This is a genomic window from Azospirillum fermentarium, assembly GCF_025961205.1.
GTDB lineage: Bacteria > Pseudomonadota > Alphaproteobacteria > Azospirillales > Azospirillaceae > Azospirillum > Azospirillum fermentarium.
The window spans coordinates 579,831-600,040 of sequence record NZ_JAOQNH010000001.1 but is presented as its reverse complement, the minus strand read 5'-3'; the positions used below and the strand labels follow the sequence as shown (position 1 = coordinate 600,040).

Sequence of the window (20,210 nt, the reverse complement as noted above, 5' to 3'; positions counted from 1 at the left end):
CAAGAGATTGGCGGGCTTTTTTATCCCAACCGTTCGGCGAGGTTGCCGGCACGGAGGTGGGCGTAACGCTTCAGCATTTCCATCGACGTATGTCCGGTGATCGAGGCGATCTCGATATCCCGCAGGTCGGTGTTCTCGAACAGACGGCTGGTCGCCTCGTGCCGCAGGTCGTGGAAATGCAGGTCGCCGATCCCGGCCCGCGTGCACGCCTTGGCGAAGGCATGGGAAACAGCCCGGCCCGTCAGCACAGGGAAGAGCGGCCCGTGCGGTGCCCGTTTCATGATGCTCAGGACAGCCTGAGCGACCGTGGACAGGGGAACAGTCCGGGTGCGGCCGTTTTTGGTTTCCCGCAGAATCGCCGACGACCGTTCGGTGCTGATGTCGCCCCAGGTGAGCTTGAGCAACTCGCCCTGCCGCATGGCGGTCGCCAACGCCAACCGCACCATGGGGCCAAGCCACGGGCTTTCCGAGGCATCGCAAGCCGCAAGCAACCGGCTTTCCTCGTCACCTGTCAGACGCCGCTCCCGGCCTTTCGGCATGGCGGGTTTCTTCACACGGCTCACCGGATTTTGCAGGCTCTCCAGCCCCCATTCGTTGGCGGCGGTGTTATAGAGATGCGACAGCAGATTAAGGTGGTGGATCACTGTTTGCGGGCCGGCTTCCTTCAGCTTTTCATCCCGCCATGCGGCGATGTCCGCTCCCCGAATCGAACTGAGCGGGCGTTTCGCCAGCGCGCTGCGCTGCCATGCCCGAACGATGCCGGTGTTCTGCTTGATCCCCTTCTTACGGGGAACGATCTCTGCCAGATAGCGTTCCAGCGCCTCGTGCAGGATGGTCCGGTCAGCTTCGACCCGGCCCAGCTGAAAGCGCCCGGCGTCAATCTCCGACTCGGTTTGCCGCGCCCAGGCTTCGGCTCTTGCTTTTGTCTCGAAAGTTGCGCTGGTATTGATGCCGTGGCGGCGAACCTTGGCCTGCCACTGACGATCACCGCGCTTTGTGATGGCCGCCATCTCACTGTCCCACGCTGTTTCGCAATGGGTCAGTGTCCCAAATTTGTCCCAAAACAGCAAACCTGAAGCGCTGAACCGGGCCAAACCCTTGAAATCGTTGGAGCGGGTGAAGGGAATCGAACCCTCGTCGTAAGCTTGGGAAGCTTCTGCTCTACCATTGAGCTACACCCGCGGCGCCCCTGTTTATAGGGCGTGCCGCGGCGCGTTGCAAGAGCGTGCATGCGCATCGGCATCGGAAAAAAACACCGTGCGAAAACGGGTGCCGGGAAAAGGCCGGCGGCTTATCTATCGGGCGTCCGGTCCACCGTCGGAAGGCCCCTTAGCCATGCATGCCCCCTCTCCCACCATCGCCCCGCGGCCGCTGGCGGCCGTCGCCGGATGGTTGTCCCGCCTGTCCGGGGGGCGGCGGTTCGCCGTCGCCGTGCTGCTGGGAGGACTGGCCGCGCTCGCCCTGCCGCCGGCGGGGGCCGTGCCGGTGCTGCTGGCGGCCTTTCCGGGGCTGCTGTGGCTGCTGGACGGATGCCGCAGCAAACGCGCAGCCTATGCCGTCGGGTGGGCCTTCGCCTTCGGCCATCATCTGCTCGGGCTCTACTGGATCTCGTTCGCGCTGTTCACCGACATCGGGCGCTTCTGGTGGGCATTGCCGCTGTCGGCCGCGGGGCTGCCCATCGTGCTGGCCTTCTTCGGCGGGGCCGCCACGCTGGGAACCTGGGTGCTGGGGCGCCGGGGGGGATTGGCGCGGGTGGTGCTGTTCGCCGTGCTGTGGACCGTGTGCGAATGGCTGCGCGGGCATCTGTTCACCGGCTTTCCCTGGAACGCCATCGGCTATGGCTGGGTCGATGTGGGACCGGTGCTGCAGATTGTCTCCGTCACCGGCATCTACGGGTTGAGCCTGCTGACGGTGCTGCTGGCCGCCGTGCCCGCGGCGCTGCCCGATCCGCGCGAAAGCGTGCGGCGGGTGGCGGTGGCCGCGGCGTTGGGGGCGGCGGTGCTGGCCGGGGTGGCCGGGTGGGGGGCGTGGCGGATGGCCGGCAACCCCACTGCCTTCGTGCCCGATGTGCGGCTGCGGCTGGTGCAGGCCGCCATCGACCAGCGGCTGAAATGGGCGCCCGGCGAGCGCGAGAACAATGTGATCCAGCACCTGGACCTGTCGGCCCAGCCCCCGGCGGGCGGGCCGCCGCCCACCCATGTGATCTGGCCGGAAACCGCCGTGCCCTTCTTCGTGGACCGCGATGTGCAGCGGCGCATGGCGCTGGCGGCGGTCACCCCGCCCGGCGGCCTGGTCATCACCGGCGCCCCCCGGGCCGAGGGCGAAGCCGACGGGTCCGTGCGCTATTTCAACAGCATGATCGCCGTGGACGGGGCCGGCAGCGTGCGCGCCACCTATGACAAGGCCCATCTGGTGCCGTTCGGCGAATACATGCCGCTGCGCCGCTGGCTGCCGGTGGGGGCCATCGCCGGCAACGGGGCGGAGTTCTCCGCCGGGCCGGGGCCGCGCACCCTGCACCTGCCGGGGCTGCCGCCCGTCAGCCCGTTGATCTGCTACGAGGTCATCTTTCCCGCCGCCGTCACCGATCCCGCCGACCGCCCCGGCTGGATGCTGAATCTGACCAATGATGCGTGGTATGGAAACACCGCGGGCCCGCACCAGCATTTCGCCATCGCCCGTGTGCGCGCGGTGGAGGAGGGGGTGCCCCTGGTGCGCAGCGCCAACACCGGCATTTCCGGCGTGATCGATCCGGTGGGCCGCGTCACCGCCGTGCTTGCGCTGGGGCAACGGGGGATCGTGGATGCGGCTTTGCCGCAACCGCTGTCCGCTCCCACACTTTATGCCCTCTACGGTGACGGCGTGATTCTCCTCCTTCTTTTGAGCGCGGTTGGGGTGGCATTTGTATGTGGACAACGCCGTTAGGCGCTCCCATCTTCACTTTTGCAACTGACGCATGCCTCGTTTTCGAAGGGCGTGCTTGACTGCATACGTGGATATGTCCACAGTATGATTTCACACGTATTCAGGGAACAGGGTATGCAGACGACAGCGACGCGCGGCCGACGGGGTGTCACCGGACGGCCGAAAACCGGAAAGCCGAATCCCATCGACGTGCATGTGGGATCGCGTGTGCGGTTACGCCGCACGCTTCTGGGCATGAGCCAGGAAAAGCTGGGGGAGGCCATCGGCCTGACCTTCCAGCAGGTGCAGAAATACGAACGGGGGGCGAACCGCATCGGCGCGTCGCGCCTTTTCGACCTCAGCCGCGTTCTCGACGTGCCGGTGTCGTTCTTCTTCGACGACATGCCGGAAGAGCCGGGCGTGGTGATCACCGCCATGAACGGCGGCCTGGACGACGACAAGCCCGGCTCCGGCTATGAGCCGGACCCGATGGCCAAGCGGGAAACGCTGGAACTGGTCCGCGCCTATTACCGGATCACCGATCCGTCGGTGCGCAAGCGGCTGTTCGAGCTGACCAAGGCCGTGGCCAACGCCGGGACGCTGGAAGCCGCCGACTGACGCGGCCATCGGCCGTTCACGCCAGGTGCCGTGCGGAGTCCGCGGGTGGGGGGGACTCCGCCGGTCCTTTGCCGCGGTCCGGGCGTGGTGTGGGACGGCATCATTGTTTGTGACGCCCGATGTTTTCCGTCCGGCAACCTTACTCCCGTATGATTTAGGGATCTGAGGCTGTGGCTTGACAGCGCGGTTTATGACCTTTCTGCGTTTCTCACGGCGGTGGGACGGGAGTCTGCTTGACCCTGAGCCGGAATGTTGTCAAAAGCTCATGTGGCTCAAAGTAGAATCGCCGGTTTTTTCCATCTTTCTCCTGTGAGATAGCCGAGGTAGGCCGTGACCAAGCGCTCCTATGTCTTCACCAGCGAGTCGGTGTCCGAAGGGCATCCCGACAAGGTGTGCGACCGGATTTCCGACGCGATCGTCGATCTGTATCTGTCGCACGATCCCTATGCCCGCGTGGCGGTGGAGACGCTGGCCACCACCAATCAGGTGGTCCTGGCGGGCGAGGTCCGTGGGCCCGAGGCGATCACGCCCGACCTGCTGGTCCAGGTGGCCCGCCATGCGGTGAAGGACATCGGCTACGAGCAGGACGGCTTCCATTGGGAGAAGATGGACGTCAAGTGCCTGGTCCATTCCCAGTCCGCCGACATCGCGGTCGGCGTCGATGCCGCCGGTGAGAAGGACGAAGGGGCGGGCGACCAGGGCATCATGTTCGGTTTCGCCTGCAACGAAACCCCGGCGCTGATGCCGGCTCCGATCTATTATTCCCACGCGATCCTGAAGTCGCTGGCCGAGGCGCGTCATTCGGGTGCGGCCCCGCAGCTCGGCCCCGACGCCAAGAGCCAGGTGACGCTGCAATACGAAAACGGCAAGCCGGTGCGCGCCACCTCCATCGTGGTGTCCACCCAGCATGCCGAGGGGCTGTCGGCGGCGGATGTGCGCGAGATCGTGCGCCCGCACGTCGTCAACTGCCTGCCCAACGGCTGGATGTGCGACGAGGCCAATTTCTACGTCAACCCGACCGGCCGTTTCGTCATCGGCGGCCCGGACGGTGACGCCGGCCTGACCGGCCGCAAGATCATCGTGGACACCTACGGCGGTGCGGCCCCCCACGGCGGCGGCGCCTTCTCGGGCAAGGATCCGACCAAGGTGGACCGCTCGGCGGCCTATGCCGCCCGCTATCTGGCCAAGAACGTCGTCGCCGCCGGTCTGGCGGAGAAGTGCACGATCCAGCTCAGCTACGCCATCGGCGTGTCCAGGCCGCTGTCGGTCTACATCGACACCGCCGGCACCGGCACGGTGGACGAGGCGCGGCTGTCGGACGTGCTCCAGCAGCTTGTCAACCTGTCGCCCCGCGGCATCCGCACCCATCTGGGGCTGAACAAGCCGATCTACGCCCGCACCGCGGCCTATGGCCACTTCGGGCGCGAGCCGGAGGCGGACGGCGGCTTCTCGTGGGAAAAGACCGATCTGGTCAACGACCTGCGCACCGCGTTCTTCTAAAAGCCGGCGGGGCATCGGTGCCCCGTGCGTGCACCCGTTCTAACAGCAGGGGCCGGTTCCGGCCCCTGCTGCCGTTTTCAGGGCTTGAGCGATGACCGACGACAGCATCCACGACGTGCCGGACCCGGAGCAGGAGGCTCAGGCCCGGCGGCTCTATGGCCGGCGCAAGGGGCGCCCGCTGCGCAAGCACAAATCCGGCCTGCTGGAAACGCTGCTGCCGGCGCTGTCGCTGCCGGTGCCGCAGCCGGGTGAGCGGGTAGACCCGCACAGCGTGTTCCCCCGCCCGGTGGACGACGTGTGGCTGGAGGTGGGATTCGGCAGCGGCCATCATCTGGCGTGGCAGGCCAAGCACAACCCCACCGTGGGCGTGATCGGGTGCGAGCCGTTCGTGAACGGGGTGGCCGGGCTTTTGGCCATGGTGGACCGCGACGGTCTGGAAGACACCGTGCGCATCCTGCCCGACGACGCGCGTCCGCTGCTGGATGCGCTGCCCGACGCGTCCATCGGGCGGGCGTTCGTGCTGTTCGCCGACCCGTGGCCGAAGAAGCGCCATTGGGACCGCCGCTTCATCGGCCCCGACAACCTGCCCAAGCTGGCCCGCGTGCTGAAGGACGGGGCGGAACTGCGGCTGGCCAGCGACGACATGAGCCTGCTGCGCTGGATGCTGGAACACACGGTGAAATCGCCGGATTTCGAATGGACGGCGCGGGTTCCGTCCGACTGGCGCATCCGCCCCGCCGACTGGCCCCCCACCCGGTACGAGGAAAAGGCCATCGTGGCCGGCCGCAAGCCCGTCTTCCTGCGCTTCGTCCGCAAGCCCCGCTGACGGCGGGTTTGGGAGGCCCCCGGTCTCCCAAGCGGGGTGCGGGGCCGGCGGCCCCGCTTATCCCCGCATTTCCTGCAACGACCGCCGCTGCGCCCCGGTTCCGTCGAAATTATCCGGGGCCAGCCATGCTTCGAAGCCCGCCCGGATGGCGGGCCATTCGCCGTCGATGATGGAATACCATGCGGTGTCGCGGTTGCGGCCCTTGGTGATCGTGGCCTGCCGGAACAGCCCCTCATAGGTGAAGCCCAGCCGCGCGGCGGCGCGGGCGGAAGGGGCGTTGAGGGAATCGCACTTCCATTCCACCCGGCGGTAACCCAGTTCGTCGAAGGCCCGGCGCAGCAGCAGGAACAGCGCCTCCGTCGCCGCCGGCGTGCGCTGGAGCCGGGGGGAGAAGGCCAGATGGCCGATCTCGATCACCCCCACCGCCGGTTCGATGCGCAGATAGGACGCCAGCCCGGCGGCCCCGTGCTCCGGCGTCACGATGGCGTGGAACAGGGGATCGTCCAGAGCCGCCTGCGCTTCCAGCCACGCGGTATAGGCGCCGTCATCGGCAAAGGGGCCGTAACCGAGATAGGTCCACATGCGCCCCGCTGTGTCGGTGGCGTTGGCGGCGGACAGGGCCGGCCCGTGGCGGGCGGGGTCCAGCGGCTCCAGCCGGCAGAAGCGGCCTTCGGCAGCGGTGCGGGGCGGGCGGGGGCGCGGCGTCCAGCCGGGAAGCGGGACGCCGGTGGGCTGATCGGTGGGCATGACGGGGGCCGGGCAGGGGGGACGGGGAAAACGGGGTCAGGCGTGAGCGGGAACGGCGGCGGCCGCCAGATGGCGGACCTGACGGGTGGTGTGCTCCAGCCGCTGGGCCAGGACGCGCATCACCTCCACCCCCATCTGCGGGAATTCCATCACCATGCGGAAGAAGGTGTCCTTGGAAATGCACAGGACCGTCAGGTCGGTTTCGGCGATGACGCTGGCGGTGCGGGGCACGTCGCACAGGATGGCGATCTCGCCCACGATGTCGCTGCGCCGCAAGGTTGCCACGGCCAGCGGGCCGCCCGGCGTATCGACCAGCACGCGCGCCTCGCCGTCCAAGATGATATAGGCGGAACCACCCATTTCGTTCTGCCGGAACAGGACTTCACCGGCAGGAAAACACATGCGTTCGCTGGTAAACGCCAGAAGCTTGAGCTTCGGCACCTCGATGTTGGCGAACAGGGGTATTCTGCGCAGGCATTCCACTTCGTCGATGATGCTCAACGTTGCCCTCCTTCGCCGGCGGATTCAGTCCGCCCGCATCAGCTCATGGAACAGCGTCCCGTCATTATTGAGAGTATCATAAGTTCCGTGTTCGACAATCCGTCCACTCTTCATCACCAGAACATGATCGAAGCTCTGTGCCAAGGCGGGCTGATGGAGCACCCACACCAGACCGCGGCCCCGGCGTTCCTCGCGGATGGTGGCATGGATGCGGGCCTGGGTGCGGGGGTCCAGGCCGGCGGTGGCCTCGCTCAGCACCAGAAGGTCGGGATTCTTCAGCAGGGCGCGGGCAATCGCCACCTTCTGGCGCTGGGCACCGCTCAGGCGTGACCCGGCGATGCCCACCGGGTGGTTCAGCCCGACGGCGATGATGCTGCCGCGCAGGTCCAGCCGTTCCACCACCTCCGCCATCATGGCCGACACCTTGGCCTGGGCCTGGGGCTGGCCGTAGACCAGCTTGCCGAACAGGATGTTGTCCTGGATCGAGGCGGCGGCGTTGTAGCGGCGGGGATCGAAGAACTCCACCGCCGGGCGCAGGTCGGCGGGCAGGTCGCGGGCAAACAGCCGGCGGGCCTCCAGGAGCCGCGCCTCCTTCTCCGGGGTCAGCAGGCCCAGGCGGTGGCGCGCCTGGACCAGGCGGAAGGGCAGGGCCATCAGGCGGGTGCGCGATTCCCCGCTCAGGCTGCCCAGCCCGTCCTTGCCCACCTGGCCCAGGATGGCCTGGAACGCCGGCAGGTCGGCGAAGCTGATGAAGGAGAAGCGCTCGAAGAACTCGTGCCCCGGCGGCAGGCCGGAGAACAGCTCCACCATGGTTTCCGCCACCCGGTGCCCGGCTTCCAGGAACCCCTGGGTCAGGCCGGCCTTTTCCAGCACATGGAGCACGTAATCGTTGGCCGCCAGCGCGTCGATGGCGAAGGTCGGGCCGACCGGCGTGCCGAACAGCAGGTTCTCCGCCACGCTGGCGTTGGTGTTGAAACGCTCGGGATCGAACCGCTCCACCAGCCGTCCCAGCTTCGGGTTCTCCGACAGCAGCCCTTCCGCCGCCTCGCGGGCGGCCAGCACGCGGGCGGCGATGTCCGGGCGCAGATCGGGGTCGATGGTGTGGTTCAGCCCCATGCCATAGACGTCATCGTCCAGATGCACCGCCGCCAGCAGGCCGGTCACCCGTTCCTCCAGCATCTGCGGCCCGTCGCAGCCGGCGGCGGCGAAGTCGATCCAGTCGCCCGCCGGCTCCAGCACCGTGTTGCCGGCGGCCAGCGATTCGAACCGGCGGCGGCGCGCGCGCGGATCGTCCGGTTCCTCCGCCGGGACCGCCGGCGGGCGGCGCAGGCCGTAGATCAGGTTTTCATACAAGGACGCGGCGAACAGGTGCGGCTGCGGCCCCACATAGGCGATGCGCCGCCCGGTGACGCTTTCGGGCAGACGGGTGTAATCCTGGCCGTTCCAGCGGATCTGGCCGCCGCTGGGCAGCAGCAGCCGGGCGATGAGCTGGGCCATCTCGTCCCGCCCGGTGCCGGAACCGGTGATGGCGGTGTGGCCGTCCAGGGCGATGGTGGCGTTCACCCCCTCCAGCACGGGCGTGGCGCCGTCGTCGGCCAGGGTGACGCCGCTGAACGTCAGGGTGCCGTCCAGCCGCGGCGCTGGTTCGCCGGCCGGGGGTGCGCCCGGTTCCGGCGGGGCGGCCACCAGCGTCTCGTCCAGCAGATCGGGCAGGTGGAACTGTTCGACCACCTGTTCGTACTTGATCCGGTTGTCCTCCTTCTGCTGGTACCAGTCCAGAAGCTCCTTCCACGGGGCGGCCAGATCCTTGTAGGCGGCCAGCACCGCCACCAGCGCCCCGAACGACAGGCTGCCGCGGATCACCAGATAACCGCCGATGGCGTAGAAGAAGAAGGGGGTGAGCTGGTTGATGAAGTTGTTCAGGAATTTGATGAAGAACTTGCGCTGGTAGATCTCGAACCGGATATCGTAGACGTCGCCCAGCCGGCTGGAGATGTCGGCCAGATGCCAGGGCGCGGTGCCGTGGGCGTGGATTTCCTGCGCCCCCGACACGGTTTCGCCGATGCGGTCGGAAATCTGCCGCATGGCCCGCACCCGCTGCTTGCCAAGCTGGTTGACCGTGCGCTGCAGCCGCGGGATCAGCCACCCCTGAAAGGGATAGAGGGCCACCGCCGCCCCGCCCAGAATGGGATCCTGCATGAAGATGAAGGCGATGTAGACCACCAGCGTCCCGCCCTGGAACACCGGCACCGCCAGGGCATCGCCGATGAAACCGCCCAGCGGCTCCACCTCCGCCGTGATCATGGGAATGAGTTCGCCCGAGGAGACGCGGCGGAAACGGGGCAGGGGAAAGCGCAGGATGCGGGCGTACAGCTCGTAGCGCAGGCGCCGCAGCATCCGTTCGCCGAGTCGGCCCTTATACGTGTTGATCTTGTACTTGAACCAGCCGTTGACCAGCACCAGCACCAGGAACGCCCCCGACAGCAGCATCAGGTACGCCACCTGATCCACCGGATAACCCAGGATATCGGGGGGGATGTTCTTTCCGCCGATGGCGTTGTTGACGATCCGTTTGGGCAGGTCCAGGGATGCGTACAGAAACGGAAAGGACAGCAGGGTCAGAATAAGCAGAAGAATCTGCTGGCGCAGGCTGTGGCGGAAAATGAAACGATAAACGCTCGTTTCCATGGCGATCCTGAGTGAGTGCCGGGCCGCAGAGGCGGGTGCGGGACCGGGCAGCGTCATGGTATTGCCGTGGTGCGGCAAAGGCGTGGCCGGACAAGGTTGCATCTGCTAGAACCGTCCGGCATGCGTGCTCTCATATCCCCGTGGCCGCATGGCGTGCAAGGCTCCGGAATGGGAAGGAGGACGCCGATGACTCACCGCCCGCCGGCCAGCCGGGTGCTGATCTACAGCCATGATTCCTTCGGTCTGGGCCACCTGCGCCGGTGCCGCGCCATTGCCCATGCCCTGGTGGAACGGGAGCGGGAGCTGTCGGTCCTGATCCTATCAGGATCGCCGATCATCGGCAGTTTCGATTTTCGCACCCGCGTCGATTTCGTCCGCATTCCCGGCGTCATCAAGCTGCGCAACGGCGAGTACACGGCGCTGAACCTGCATATGGGGATCGACGAGATCCTGCACATGCGCGCCTCCCTCATCCGCCACACCGCGGAGGTGTTCCAGCCCGACCTGTTCATCGTGGACAAGGAGCCGCTGGGCCTGCGCGGGGAGGTGCGGGAGACGCTGGAGTTCCTGAAGGGCTGCGGCGTGCCGCTGGTGCTGGGCCTGCGCGACGTGATGGACGAGCCGGCCCTGCTGGCGCCCGAGTGGGAGCGCAAGAAGGTGATCCCGGCGCTGGAGGAGCTTTATGATTCCCTCTGGGTCTACGGCCTGCCCCAGGTCTGCGACCCGCTGGAAGGGATCGAGGTGCCGCCGTCGGTGCGGCGCAAGATGGTCTATACCGGTTACCTTCACCGCAGCGCGCCCGCCCTGCCGGTGCCGCCCCACGGCATTCCCGACGATCCCTTCATCCTGGTCACCGCCGGCGGCGGCGGCGATGGGGAAGCGCTGATCGATTGGGTGCTGCGCGCTTATGAAGCCGACCCCGCCATCCCGTACCGGGCGTTGCTGGTGCTGGGCCCCTTCATGCAGCCCGACCTGCAGAACAGCTTTCTGGAGCGCGCCGCAGCCTTGCCGCGGGTGGAGGTCACCACCTTCGAGACCCATCTGGAGACGCTGATGCAGGCGGCGGTGGGGGTGGTGGCCATGGGCGGGTACAACACGTTCTGCGAGATCCTGTCCTTTGACAAGAAGGCGCTGATCGTCCCGCGCGAAGTGCCGCGCCGCGAACAGTACATCCGCGCCTCCCGCGCCGCCGAACTGGGGCTGGTGTCCATGCTGGTGGACGACGGCCAGCGCCCGGCGGCGCGCATGGCCGCCGCGCTGCGCCAGTTGCCGCAGCAGGCCCCGCCGTCGGCGGTGGTGGTGCCGGGGCTGCTGGACGGGCTGCCCAACGTCCACCGCCTGGCCGGGCAGTTGCTGGACCGCAGCCGCCGCCATTGGCGCGGCCCCGTCGCCCTGGACGCCGCGGCGTCATGATCCCCGTCTGCCCACCGTTTCCGTTTCCCCCGCTTCCGTTGCCGCAGCGAACGACCCCGCCGTGAAAGTCGCCGTCATCGTCAAGGGCTGGCCCCGCCTGTCGGAAACCTTCATCGCCCAGGAGGTGCTGGGGTTGGAGGAGCGGGGGCTGGACCAGATCATCGTCTCGCTGCGCCACCCGACCGACAAGGCGGTCCACCCTCTGAACCGGCGGGTGACGGCGCCGGTGATCTATCTGCCCGAATACCTGCATCAGGAACCGGGCCGGGTGACGGCGGCGGTCAAGACGATGCTGGCCCGGCATCCGGGGCGCTTCCTGCGCACGGCGGCGGCGTGGCTGGCCGATCTGCTGCGCGACCCCACCCGCAACCGCGTGCGCCGGTTCGGGCAGGCGTGCGTTCTGGCCGCCGAACTGGGCGACCGGGTGGGATGGCTGCACACCCATTTCCTGCACACCCCCGCCAGCGTGACCCGCTACGCCGCCCTGCTGACCGGGCTGCCGTGGAGTTTTTCCGCCCACGCCAAGGACATCTGGACCAGCCCGCGGTGGGAGCTGCGGCAGAAGCTGGCCGATTCCCGCTGGGGCGTCACCTGCACCGCCGACGGGCATTCCTATCTGGAATCGCTGGCGCGCACGCCGGGACGGGTGGAGCTGCTTTATCACGGGCTGGATTTCCGCCGTTTTCCCGCCCCGCCGGTGGCGCGGCCCTGGCGCGACGGGTCCGACTCGTCCGATCCGGTGATCCTGCTGTCGGTGGGCCGGGCGGTGGAGAAGAAGGGCTTCGACGTCATGCTGCAAGCCCTGGCCCGGCTGCCGGCGGACCTGCATTGGCGCTGGGTGCATGTGGGCGGGGGCGAGCGTTTGAAGGCGTTGAAGGCCCAGGCCGCCAAGCTGGGGCTGGCCGACCGCGTGTTCTGGCGCGGGCCGCAGGCCCAGGATGGGGTGATCGACGCCTACCGCATCGCCGACCTGTTCATCCTGCCCTGCCGGCAGGCCCGCGACGGCGACCGCGACGGCCTGCCCAACGTGCTGATGGAGGCGCAGACCCAGGCGCTGGCCTGCGTCAGCACCGACATGGCCGGGGTGCCGGAACTGATCGCCCACGGCGACACCGGCCTTTTGGTTCCGCCGGAGAACCCGGCCGCCCTGGCCGGGGCGCTGGAAAGCCTGATCCGGGATCCCGCCCGCCGGCTGGCGCTGGGGGCGGCGGGGGCCGACCGGGTGCGGCGGGATTTTTCCTGCGACACCGGCATCGACCGTTTGTTTGCCTTGTTCCGCAAGAATCTCTCGCGGTGAATGGTAAATCCTGTCCGGTCAGAGCATAATCGCGCGCATGTTTTATGACGGAGGTATGCAGGATCTATTGCGTATGGCCGAGAGATCCGGTAGCATTTTATTAATTCCCATGACTGGCGTTTAGCCATGGCATCCTTTGCCCTCCAGAACATTCCCGTTCCCCCGCTCTTCGACCTGTTCGAGGTGGGGGACGACGGCAGCGCGTCGGTGACCAACGCCGAACTGGCCGTCGCGCGTTCGAAGCTGGGCGATCTTCTGGACTTGCTGCCGGCGGGGCTCCTGATCCATCAGGAGCAGGGCATCGTCTACGCCAATTTCGAAGCGGCGCGCATCCTGGAGCAATCGGGCGACTCGCTGGTGGGCCGGCATTTCCTGGATTTCCTGCCGCCCGACTGTTTCGACCGCCAGAGCGGCTATTTCCGCCGCTGCATCACCGAACGTGAACTGATCCGCACCAAGGATTGCGTGATGCTGGGGGCCGAAGGTGCGTGCACCCCCGTCCAGATCAGCATGTCGCCGCTGCCGTGGGACGGGCTGCCGGTCATCTACATCCTGTTGAACGACGTCAGCGTGCTGAAGGCCAGCGAGGAGCGGCTGCGGCTGCTGTCCATCACCGACTCGCTGACCGGCATCTTCAACCGCCGCCATTTCATCGAGGAGTCGGAGCGGGAAATCGCCCGCGCCCGCCGCTATGCCCTGCCGTCCGGCCTGCTGCTGCTGGACATCGACCATTTCAAGCGCATCAACGACACCTATGGCCACACCATCGGCGACGACGCGCTGAAGGCCTTTGCCGCCGCCTGTCAGAAGGCGTTGCGCACCAACGACATCCTGGGCCGGTTGGGGGGCGAGGAATTCGCGGTGTTCCTGCCCCAGACCGACGCCGACGGCGCCGCCCTGGTGGCCGAACGCATCCGCGGCGCGGTGGAGGAGATCGCCGTGCCGCTGGATGGCGGCGGGGAGGTGCGTTTCACCGTCAGCGTCGGCGTGGCCGCCGCGGCCAACGGGGAGCAGCCGGTCGATACCCTGCTGTCCCGCGCCGACGAGGCGCTGTATCAGGCCAAGGCCGCGGGCCGCAACCGCGTGGTGCGGGCCGGCGAAACGCCGGCATCGTGATGCCGGTGCGGTGACCGCATGCGGGTCGCCTTCTACGCTCCCCTGAAAAGCCCGGCGCACCCGGTGCCCTCCGGTGACCGGCGCATGGCACGCCTGCTGATGCAGGCGCTGGCCGTGGCCGGGCACGACGTCCGGCTGGCCTGCCGTCTGCGCATGTGGGACAGCGGTGCCACACCGGGCCGGGCCGAACGTTTGGAAGCGTTGAGCCGGCGTTGCGCCGCCGGGCTGCTGCGCCGCTGGGACCGGGACGGCGCGCCCTGGCGCCCCGACGTGTGGTTCACCTACCACCTCTATCACAAGGCCCCGGACGTGATCGGTCCGGCGGTCACCGCCGCCCTGTCCATCCCCTATGTGGCGGCGGAGGCGTCGTTCGCACCCAAGCGGGCCTCCGGCCCCTTCGCCGCCGGCCACCGGCTGGCGGAGGCGGCCATCCGCCGGGCCGCGGCCATCGTCAATCTCGCCAGCCAGGACGCCGCCGGGGTCGTGCCGCTGCTGGACGGCCCGGCCCGGCTGGTGCGGCTGCGCCCCTTTCTCGACACCGGGCCGTACGTGTCGGCGGCGGCGGGCCGTACGTCCCTGCGTCCCGTGCTCGCCCGGCGTTTCGGGCTGCCTGTGGACGAGCCGTGGCTGGTGGCGGTGGGGATGATGCGGGCGGGCGACAAGCAGGCGTCCTATGCCGTGCTGTCCCGCGCGCTGGAACGGCTGGCGGACCGCCCGTGGCGGCTGCTGGTGGTGGGGGACGGGCCGGCGCTGGCCGAGGTGCGGGCCGATCTGGAGCCGAGGATCGGCGGGCGGGTGCGCTGGGCCGGCGCCTTGGGCGCGGAGGATCTGGCGGGGGTGTACGCGTGCGCCGACCTGATGGTCTGGCCGGCGGTGAACGAGGCGTACGGCATGGCGCTGCTGGAGGCGCAGGCCGCCGGGTGCCCGGTGGTGGCCGGGCGTACGGGCGGGGTGCCCGACATCGTGCGCGACGGCGTGACCGGGCGGCTGGCCCCGGTGGGCGACGACGCGGCCTTTGCCGCGGCGGTGGCGGTCCTGCTGGACGATGCCGGCAAAAGAGTGGAATGTGGCCGCGCCGCGGCGGCGGTGACGGCGGCGGAGCACGGCATCGCCGAGGCCGCCCGCCGCCTGGACGCCGTGCTGACGGAGGTGACCCGGTGACCGATCTTCTCATCCTGCGCCACGGCCCCACGGTGTGGAACGCCGAGGGGCGCATCCAGGGCCACATCGACCAGCCCCTGTCCGATGCCGGGCGGGCGGTGGTGCGCGGCTGGCGCCTGCCGGACGCGGCGGCGGGGCGGGTGTGGTACGCCAGCCCCCTGGCGCGGGCATGGGAAACCGCGGCCCTGCTGGGCCTGTCCCCCGCGCCTGAGCCGCGGCTGCGGGAAATGCATTGGGGGGAATGGGAGGGGATGCGGCTGGCCGATCTGGCCGCCGCCGGCATCCTGACGCCCACGCTGGAATCCCGCGGCATCGACCTGCGGCGCCCCGGCCCCGGCGGCGAAAGCCCGCGGGACGTGCAGGAGCGCCTGCGCCCCTGGCTGGCCGTGCTGGCGGCGCGGGGGGAACCGGCGGGGGCGGTGGCCCATGCCGGGGTGATCCGCGCCCTCTACGCCCTGGCCGTGGGGTGGGACATGGCGGACAAGCCGCCGCACAAGATCCGCGACGCCTGCGCCCACCTGTTCGCCCTGGCCGACGACGGCACGCCGTCGCTGGTGCAGCTCAACATTCCACTGGAGCCGGCCCCGTGAAGATCCTTTTCCATGTGCAGCACCTGTTGGGCATCGGCCACGACCGCCGCGCCGCCCTGGTGGCCCGCGGCCTGGCGGCGGCGGGGGCGGCGGTGACGCTGGCCCGCGGCGGCCACCCGGTGCCGGGCGTGGATTACGGCCCCGCCGCGGTGATCCAGTTGCCGCCGGTGCGGGCGGCGGACGGATCGTTCAAGGTGCTGCTGGACGAACACGGCGCCCCCATCGACGACGCGTGGCGGGAGCGGCGGCGGGCGGCGGCGCTGGATGCCCTGGAGTCGGTGGCCCCCGACGTGCTGCTGGTGGAATCCTTTCCCTTCGCCCGCCGCGCCTTCCGCTTCGAGCTGATCCCGCTGCTTCAGGCCGCCCGCGCGCGGGGCGTGCGCACGGCGGTGTCGGTGCGCGACATCCTGGTGACCAAGCCCGATCCCGCCCGGCTGGAGGAGGTGGTGGACACCGTGACCCGCTTCGTCGATCGGGTGCTGGTCCACGGCGACCCGGACCTGATCCCCTTCGGCGCCACCTTCCCGGCGGCGGACCGCATCGCCGACCGCATCGTCTACACGGGCTATGTGGCCGCCCCGCCGCCCGCGCTGGCGGACGGCGCCGACGGGCGGGGCGAGGTGGTGGTGTCGGTGGGCGGTGGGGCGGTGGGCGTGCCGCTGCTGCGCGCCGCCCTGGGCGCCCGCCCGCTCAGCACCGCCCGCGGCGGGACGTGGCGGCTGCTGGCCGGCCCCGACGTGCCCGATGCGGACTTTGCCGCTTTGGTGGCCGAGGCCCCGCCGGGGGTGGTGGTGGAACGGGCGCGGCGCGACTTCCCCGCCCTCCTGGCCCGCTGCCGCCTGTCGGTGTCGCAGGCCGGGTACAACACGGTGATGGATCTGCTCCAGGCCGGGTGCCGGTCGGTGGTGGTGCCGTTCGCCACGGGGGGCGAGACCGAACAGGCCACCCGCGCCCGGCTGCTGGCCGGGCGGGGCCGGCTGACGGTGGTGGACGAGGCCACCCTGTCCCCAGCCACGCTGGCCGCCGGCATCGACGCCGCCCTGGCCGCCCCGGAACCCGCGCCGCTGCCCATGGCGCTGGATGGTGCGGCGCAGGCGGCGCGGATTCTTACCCTGAATATTTAACGACGTTGCCCCGATAGTATTTTCTTATTACCTTGCATTGAAAGTATTGGGGCGTGCCCTTGATGGGCTTTGGTTCGTCTCTATACTGTGCGTCACTTTTTCACACGAATTAAAAATTCTCCGGCCTTGGAGAATATGGTCTAATATCCTTGTTCAGGATTGGATATGGACTTTTTATTTTTGTGGTCTTCATGACGCAATCCCACCTTGCCGCGCTTCTTCTGGCGGTCGCCGGCGGTGCCGTCCTGCCTCTCGCGGCCCTGGGGAGGCCGGCGCCGGATCAGCCCGTGGCCGTCGTCTTTGCGCCCGGCGTCACCTTGGATGACGCCTTGGGCCGGGTGATGGCCGCGGGGGGCCTGCCGCTGCGGGCGGGACGCTTCGGAAACGTGCTGGTCGCCCGCTCGGACCGGGACGATTTTGCCGACAACCTCCAAAAACAAGGCGCCTGGCTGTTGCTCGATCCGATTTTGGCGGGCTGCGGCGACGGGCGCCCATCAGCGGGATCATCGAAAGGCGCTCCATGAACACTCTCGACCAGTTGCGCGTGACCGCCGAGCGCGCCCTTGTGCTGTATGTCTGGGCGTATCTTCCCATTCTGGCCGTCTTCGCCGTGGTGATGGGGCGGGGGTGGACGATTCCCCTGCTGGCCCTGGCCGTGGCGGGCATCGCCACCGCGGCCCGGCTGAGCGGCGACGGTTCCCTGCGCCGCAGCGTCGCGGCGGTGGCGCTGATGCTGCAAACCGCCCTGGTGGTGGCGTGCGGGCAGGGCCAGCCATGGCAGACGGACCTGCATTTCCTGTTCTTCGCCAACCTCGCCATGCTGATCGCCGTGATGGACGGGGCCGTTCTGGTGCTGGCCACCGTCACCATCGCCGTCCATCATCTGGCGCTGTTCTACGCGCTGCCCTATGCCCTGCTGCCCGAGGGGTCGAGCCTGTTCCGCGTGCTGTTCCATGCCGTGGCCGTGATCCTGGAGGTGGCCGCCCTGATCGTCGTGGTCGTGAAGGGGCGGGCGCTGCTGACCGCCCAGGAAGAGGCGCTGGCCGCCGCCGACGAGGCCCGCCGCCGGGCGGAAACCCTGTCGCACGAGCAGAAGGCCATGGAATCCCGTGCCGCCGACGAGCGCCGCCACGCCCTGGCGGATGCCGCCGCCAAGCTTCAGACGGTGATCGGCCAGACCGCCGGGCAGATCCTGGCGGCGTCGGATGCGCTGAGCGGCGATTCCCACGCGGTGGGCGTCAACATCGGCAACACCCGCACCCAACTGACGCGGGCGCTGGGATCGCTGGACGCGGCCATGGGCCGGGTGAAGGACATGACCGCCGCCGCCGACCAGCTTGCCGGCTCCACCGGGGTGATCCGGCAGCAGCTCGACCGGGCCACCGGCATCGTCGCCGACGCCAGCCGGCAGGCCGACGACACCCGCGCCATCGTCGCATCGCTGGAAAGCACGGCGTCGCAGATCGAGGACGTCACCCGCCTGATCGGCGACATCGCGTCGCAAACCAACCTGCTGGCGCTCAACGCCACCATCGAGGCCGCCCGCGCGGGCGAGGCCGGCAAGGGCTTCGCCGTCGTGGCCAGCGAGGTGAAGGCGCTGGCCAACCAGACGTCCCGCGCGACGGAGGACATCGCGCATCAGGTGTCGGACATGCAGGAAACCTCCCGCCGCACCGCGCATGCCATCAGCAGCATCGTCACCGCCATCGGCAGCATGAACGAGGTGACCGCCGGTATCGCCGGGGCGGTGAACGAACAGGCCGCCGCCGCCCAGGACATCATCGGCAAGATCCAGGACACCGCCCGCGAGGCGCGGGGGCTGAGCGACACGGTGGCCGGCGTGTGTACCGTCGCCGACGGGTCCGGCACGGCGATGGAGGCGATGGAGCGCCGGCTGGGGGCCGTGTGCGACAGCGCCGCCCAACTGCGCAGCGAGGTGGAAACCCTGGCCGTGGCCATCCGCACGGCGTGAGACGGAAGGCGGGGCGCGTTTAAACGGGTTTAAACGCGCCGTTCCCTCAGATGCGCCGCGCCCGTTCCGCCGCCGCCGCGCCGAAGCGGCGCAGCAGGGCGGTGGACAGCGGGTTTTCCCAATAGTGCCATTCCGGGTGCCACTGCACCGCCACGGCAAAGGCCGGGGCATCGGTCACCCGCACCGCCTCCACCAGCCCGTCGGGGGCGTGGGCTTCGGCGGTCAGCACCGGGGCCAGACGGTTGACCCCCTGGCCGTGGAGGGAATTGACCATCACCCGCGTGGTGCCGGCCAGTTCGGCCAGCAGCCCGCCGGGCACCAGATCCACCGGGTGGGAGGGGCCGTACTGCACCGCCACCGGGGCCGAGGAATCCTCGCGGTGGTCGTTCAGGCCGGGCACCTCGTGCACCTTGGGGTGCAGGGTGCCGCCCAGCGCCACGTTCAGCTCCTGAAACCCGCGGCAGATGCCCAGCACCGGCACCCCCCGTTCCACCGCCATGCGGATCAGCGGCAGGGTGGTGGCGTCGCGGTCGGGGTCGTGGTGGCTGGGATCGTCGCTGGGCGGGCCGTCGTAATGGGACGGGTGGACGTTCGACGGGCTGCCGGTGATCAGCAGCCCGTCCAGCCGGTCCAGCAAATGGGACAGGTCCAGGGCAACGCCCAGCGCCGGAATCAGCACCGGCGTTCCCCCGGCCCCGTCCCCGGCGGCGCGGACGTACTTGTCGCCGGCCACATGGAAGGGGTGATGCTCCATCATCCGGGCGCAGGCGGTGACACCGATCAAGGGCTTCATGGCGGGCGGACCTTTCTTGTCAGCGATGCGGCCAGTATGCCCGGATACGCCGTTGCTGGCGAACGGGTCTTGGCCGCAGCCCCGGCGTGCGCCGGGGGCGGCTTGACAGCGGGGCCGGGGGGTATCAGGCGGTCAGCTTCAGCCCGGCGATGCCGGTGACGATCAGCGCCAGCCACAGCAGGCGCAACGCATCGGCCGATTCCCCGTACAGCAGGATGCCGGCCAGCACCGTGCCCACGGTGCCGATGCCGGTCCACACCGCGTACGCCGTGCCCATGGGCAGCGACCGCACCGCCAGCCCCAGCAGCACGACGCTGACGATCATCGCCCCCGCGGTGACGGCGGTGGGCATCAGGCGGGTGAATCCGTCGGTGTGTTTCAGACCCACCGCCCAGACGATTTCGGCCAGGCCGGCGAGGAACAGCAGCACCCATGCCATGAGCAGGGTCTCCCTTGTATCGGCAGGGTCGTCCCTGGTGATCCCGTGGCGTTGGCGGGGCCGTCCCCGCCGGGTTGGCCCTATCACATAAGGCGCGCGGCGCCACCGTCAAGGGGGTGGCTGATCCTGCGCGCCGCGGTCCGTGCCGCCGCTGGTGCCGGCATCGGGGGGCGGGGTGCCGTCCTTCAGCCCGCTGTCGCCGCTGCCGGCGTCGGGAATGCGGCCGGTGGTGCCGTCCCGCTTGGTTTCCACCGCGTTGCGCTGCTTGTCGGTGCGCCGCTCGCCCAGGGTGGGGTCGATCTGCTGGGCGCCGCCCAGCCAGGATTCCCCCTGGATCGGCGGGGTTTCCGACAGGGTGGGCGGTTCGTCCGCGGCGGCGGCGGCACCCGCCAGCAGGATGGTGAGGGCGGGGAGGCCGAGAAGGCGGGCTGTTCGGGTCATGATGCGCCCTTTTCCGTGGATCATTGGGGGTGAGAACAACAGCGCGGCCGGCTTGACGGTTCCCACCCCCCGGCGTCATCCCG

Annotated in this window: 19 protein-coding genes and 1 tRNA gene; 12 read left to right on the top strand and 8 right to left on the bottom strand. The window is 69.1% G+C overall.

The features are described 5' to 3' along the window. Positions 1-20: 20 nt before the first annotated feature. Together M2352_RS02880 and M2352_RS02875 are read right to left on the bottom strand one after the other, a co-directional pair. Positions 21-1,010: an integrase gene (locus tag M2352_RS02880; protein WP_264663002.1), complete on the bottom strand. Its 990-nt coding sequence runs from the start codon at positions 1,008-1,010 to the stop codon at positions 21-23. A 98-nt stretch (positions 1,011-1,108) separates the two neighbouring features. Further along, a tRNA-Gly gene (locus tag M2352_RS02875) sits at positions 1,109-1,182 on the bottom strand. A 153-nt stretch (positions 1,183-1,335) separates the two neighbouring features. On the opposite strand from M2352_RS02875, the gene lnt reads away from it, so the two are divergent. From lnt to trmB, 4 genes are all read left to right on the top strand, one after another. Next, positions 1,336-2,922 carry an apolipoprotein N-acyltransferase gene (lnt, locus tag M2352_RS02870; protein WP_264663001.1) on the top strand — a complete coding sequence of 529 codons (1,587 nt, stop codon included), beginning with the start codon at positions 1,336-1,338 and terminating at the stop codon, positions 2,920-2,922. A gap of 114 nt (positions 2,923-3,036) precedes the next feature. Next, positions 3,037-3,519, top strand: coding sequence for a helix-turn-helix domain-containing protein (locus tag M2352_RS02865; protein ID WP_264663000.1), 483 nt, complete (start codon positions 3,037-3,039; stop codon positions 3,517-3,519). A gap of 330 nt (positions 3,520-3,849) precedes the next feature. After that, positions 3,850-5,019, top strand: a complete 1,170-nt coding sequence (gene metK / locus M2352_RS02860; RefSeq protein ID WP_264662999.1) for a methionine adenosyltransferase — start codon at positions 3,850-3,852, stop codon at positions 5,017-5,019. A gap of 91 nt (positions 5,020-5,110) precedes the next feature. Next, positions 5,111-5,845, top strand: coding sequence for a tRNA (guanine(46)-N(7))-methyltransferase TrmB (gene trmB, locus M2352_RS02855; RefSeq protein WP_264662998.1), 735 nt, complete (start codon positions 5,111-5,113; stop codon positions 5,843-5,845). 57 nt (positions 5,846-5,902) lie between these two features. Here the strand turns inward: trmB and M2352_RS02850 are convergent, their stop codons facing one another. The 3 genes from M2352_RS02850 to M2352_RS02840 are packed head-to-tail and all read right to left on the bottom strand — an operon-like array spanning position 5,903 to position 9,781. Then, entirely contained in the window at positions 5,903-6,592 is a 690-nt protein-coding gene (locus M2352_RS02850; RefSeq protein ID WP_264662997.1) for a GNAT family N-acetyltransferase, read from the bottom strand. A gap of 36 nt (positions 6,593-6,628) precedes the next feature. Further along, the gene (locus M2352_RS02845; RefSeq protein WP_264662996.1) at positions 6,629-7,093 is read right to left on the bottom strand and encodes a cyclic nucleotide-binding domain-containing protein; all 465 of its coding nucleotides are present in this window, start codon (positions 7,091-7,093) and stop codon (positions 6,629-6,631) included. A gap of 24 nt (positions 7,094-7,117) precedes the next feature. After that, positions 7,118-9,781, bottom strand: a complete 2,664-nt coding sequence (locus tag M2352_RS02840; RefSeq protein ID WP_264662995.1) for an ABC transporter transmembrane domain-containing protein — start codon at positions 9,779-9,781, stop codon at positions 7,118-7,120. 186 nt (positions 9,782-9,967) lie between these two features. Between M2352_RS02840 and M2352_RS02835 the strand changes: the two genes are divergently transcribed. From M2352_RS02835 to M2352_RS02800, 8 genes are all read left to right on the top strand, one after another. Next, positions 9,968-11,194: a glycosyltransferase family protein gene (locus tag M2352_RS02835; protein ID WP_264662994.1), complete on the top strand. Its 1,227-nt coding sequence runs from the start codon at positions 9,968-9,970 to the stop codon at positions 11,192-11,194. Positions 11,195-11,255: 61 nt separating this feature from the next. Beyond that, positions 11,256-12,491 carry a glycosyltransferase family 4 protein gene (locus M2352_RS02830; protein WP_264662993.1) on the top strand — a complete coding sequence of 412 codons (1,236 nt, stop codon included), beginning with the start codon at positions 11,256-11,258 and terminating at the stop codon, positions 12,489-12,491. Positions 12,492-12,617: 126 nt separating this feature from the next. After that, entirely contained in the window at positions 12,618-13,607 is a 990-nt protein-coding gene (locus M2352_RS02825) for a sensor domain-containing diguanylate cyclase (protein WP_264662992.1), read from the top strand. A gap of 84 nt (positions 13,608-13,691) precedes the next feature. Beyond that, positions 13,692-14,768: a glycosyltransferase family 4 protein gene (locus M2352_RS02820; protein ID WP_264662991.1), complete on the top strand. Its 1,077-nt coding sequence runs from the start codon at positions 13,692-13,694 to the stop codon at positions 14,766-14,768. Continuing rightward, the gene (locus M2352_RS02815) at positions 14,765-15,358 is read left to right on the top strand and encodes a histidine phosphatase family protein (protein ID WP_264662990.1); all 594 of its coding nucleotides are present in this window, start codon (positions 14,765-14,767) and stop codon (positions 15,356-15,358) included. Before M2352_RS02820 ends, M2352_RS02815 begins: the two co-directional genes overlap by 4 nt. Further along, complete coding sequence (locus M2352_RS02810) at positions 15,355-16,482, top strand: glycosyltransferase family protein (RefSeq protein ID WP_264662989.1); 1,128 nt, start codon at positions 15,355-15,357, stop codon at positions 16,480-16,482. Before M2352_RS02815 ends, M2352_RS02810 begins: the two co-directional genes overlap by 4 nt. A 191-nt stretch (positions 16,483-16,673) precedes the next feature. Beyond that, positions 16,674-17,006 (top strand): hypothetical protein, encoded by a 333-nt coding sequence (locus tag M2352_RS02805; RefSeq protein ID WP_264662988.1) that lies wholly within the window; start codon positions 16,674-16,676, stop codon positions 17,004-17,006. Further along, a complete protein-coding gene (locus M2352_RS02800) occupies positions 17,003-18,454 on the top strand; it encodes a methyl-accepting chemotaxis protein (protein WP_264662987.1) in 1,452 nt (483 codons plus the stop codon). The genes M2352_RS02805 and M2352_RS02800 overlap by 4 nt, the downstream gene beginning before the upstream one ends. A 46-nt stretch (positions 18,455-18,500) precedes the next feature. Here the strand turns inward: M2352_RS02800 and M2352_RS02795 are convergent, their stop codons facing one another. The 3 genes from M2352_RS02795 to M2352_RS02785 all read right to left on the bottom strand — a co-directional run bounded on the left by M2352_RS02795 (position 18,501) and on the right by M2352_RS02785 (position 20,127). Continuing rightward, positions 18,501-19,247, bottom strand: a complete 747-nt coding sequence (locus M2352_RS02795) for a gamma-glutamyl-gamma-aminobutyrate hydrolase family protein (protein ID WP_264662986.1) — start codon at positions 19,245-19,247, stop codon at positions 18,501-18,503. A 124-nt stretch (positions 19,248-19,371) separates the two neighbouring features. Then, positions 19,372-19,686, bottom strand: a complete 315-nt coding sequence (sugE, locus tag M2352_RS02790; protein WP_264662985.1) for a quaternary ammonium compound efflux SMR transporter SugE — start codon at positions 19,684-19,686, stop codon at positions 19,372-19,374. A gap of 108 nt (positions 19,687-19,794) precedes the next feature. Then, on the bottom strand, positions 19,795-20,127 hold the full coding sequence (locus tag M2352_RS02785; protein ID WP_264662984.1) for a hypothetical protein: 333 nt from the start codon (positions 20,125-20,127) through the stop codon (positions 19,795-19,797). Between the last annotated feature and the right edge of the window lie 83 nt (positions 20,128-20,210).

Excerpts from the sequence above, each read along its gene's own strand:
- M2352_RS02880 (WP_264663002.1), bottom strand. The coding sequence starts at position 1,010 with ATGGCGGCCATCACAAAGCGCGGTGATCGTCAGTGGCAGGCCAAGGTT.
- lnt (WP_264663001.1), top strand. The coding sequence starts at position 1,336 with ATGCATGCCCCCTCTCCCACCATCGCCCCGCGGCCGCTGGCGGCCGTC.
- M2352_RS02865 (WP_264663000.1), top strand. The coding sequence starts at position 3,037 with ATGCAGACGACAGCGACGCGCGGCCGACGGGGTGTCACCGGACGGCCG.
- trmB (WP_264662998.1), top strand. The coding sequence starts at position 5,111 with ATGACCGACGACAGCATCCACGACGTGCCGGACCCGGAGCAGGAGGCT.
- M2352_RS02850 (WP_264662997.1), bottom strand. The coding sequence starts at position 6,592 with ATGCCCACCGATCAGCCCACCGGCGTCCCGCTTCCCGGCTGGACGCCG.
- M2352_RS02840 (WP_264662995.1), bottom strand. The coding sequence starts at position 9,781 with ATGGAAACGAGCGTTTATCGTTTCATTTTCCGCCACAGCCTGCGCCAG.
- M2352_RS02835 (WP_264662994.1), top strand. The coding sequence starts at position 9,968 with ATGACTCACCGCCCGCCGGCCAGCCGGGTGCTGATCTACAGCCATGAT.
- M2352_RS02825 (WP_264662992.1), top strand. The coding sequence starts at position 12,618 with ATGGCATCCTTTGCCCTCCAGAACATTCCCGTTCCCCCGCTCTTCGAC.
- M2352_RS02820 (WP_264662991.1), top strand. The coding sequence starts at position 13,692 with ATGGCACGCCTGCTGATGCAGGCGCTGGCCGTGGCCGGGCACGACGTC.
- M2352_RS02805 (WP_264662988.1), top strand. The coding sequence starts at position 16,674 with ATGACGCAATCCCACCTTGCCGCGCTTCTTCTGGCGGTCGCCGGCGGT.
- M2352_RS02800 (WP_264662987.1), top strand. The coding sequence starts at position 17,003 with ATGAACACTCTCGACCAGTTGCGCGTGACCGCCGAGCGCGCCCTTGTG.
- M2352_RS02795 (WP_264662986.1), bottom strand. The coding sequence starts at position 19,247 with ATGAAGCCCTTGATCGGTGTCACCGCCTGCGCCCGGATGATGGAGCAT.
- sugE (WP_264662985.1), bottom strand. The coding sequence starts at position 19,686 with ATGGCATGGGTGCTGCTGTTCCTCGCCGGCCTGGCCGAAATCGTCTGG.
- M2352_RS02785 (WP_264662984.1), bottom strand. The coding sequence starts at position 20,127 with ATGACCCGAACAGCCCGCCTTCTCGGCCTCCCCGCCCTCACCATCCTG.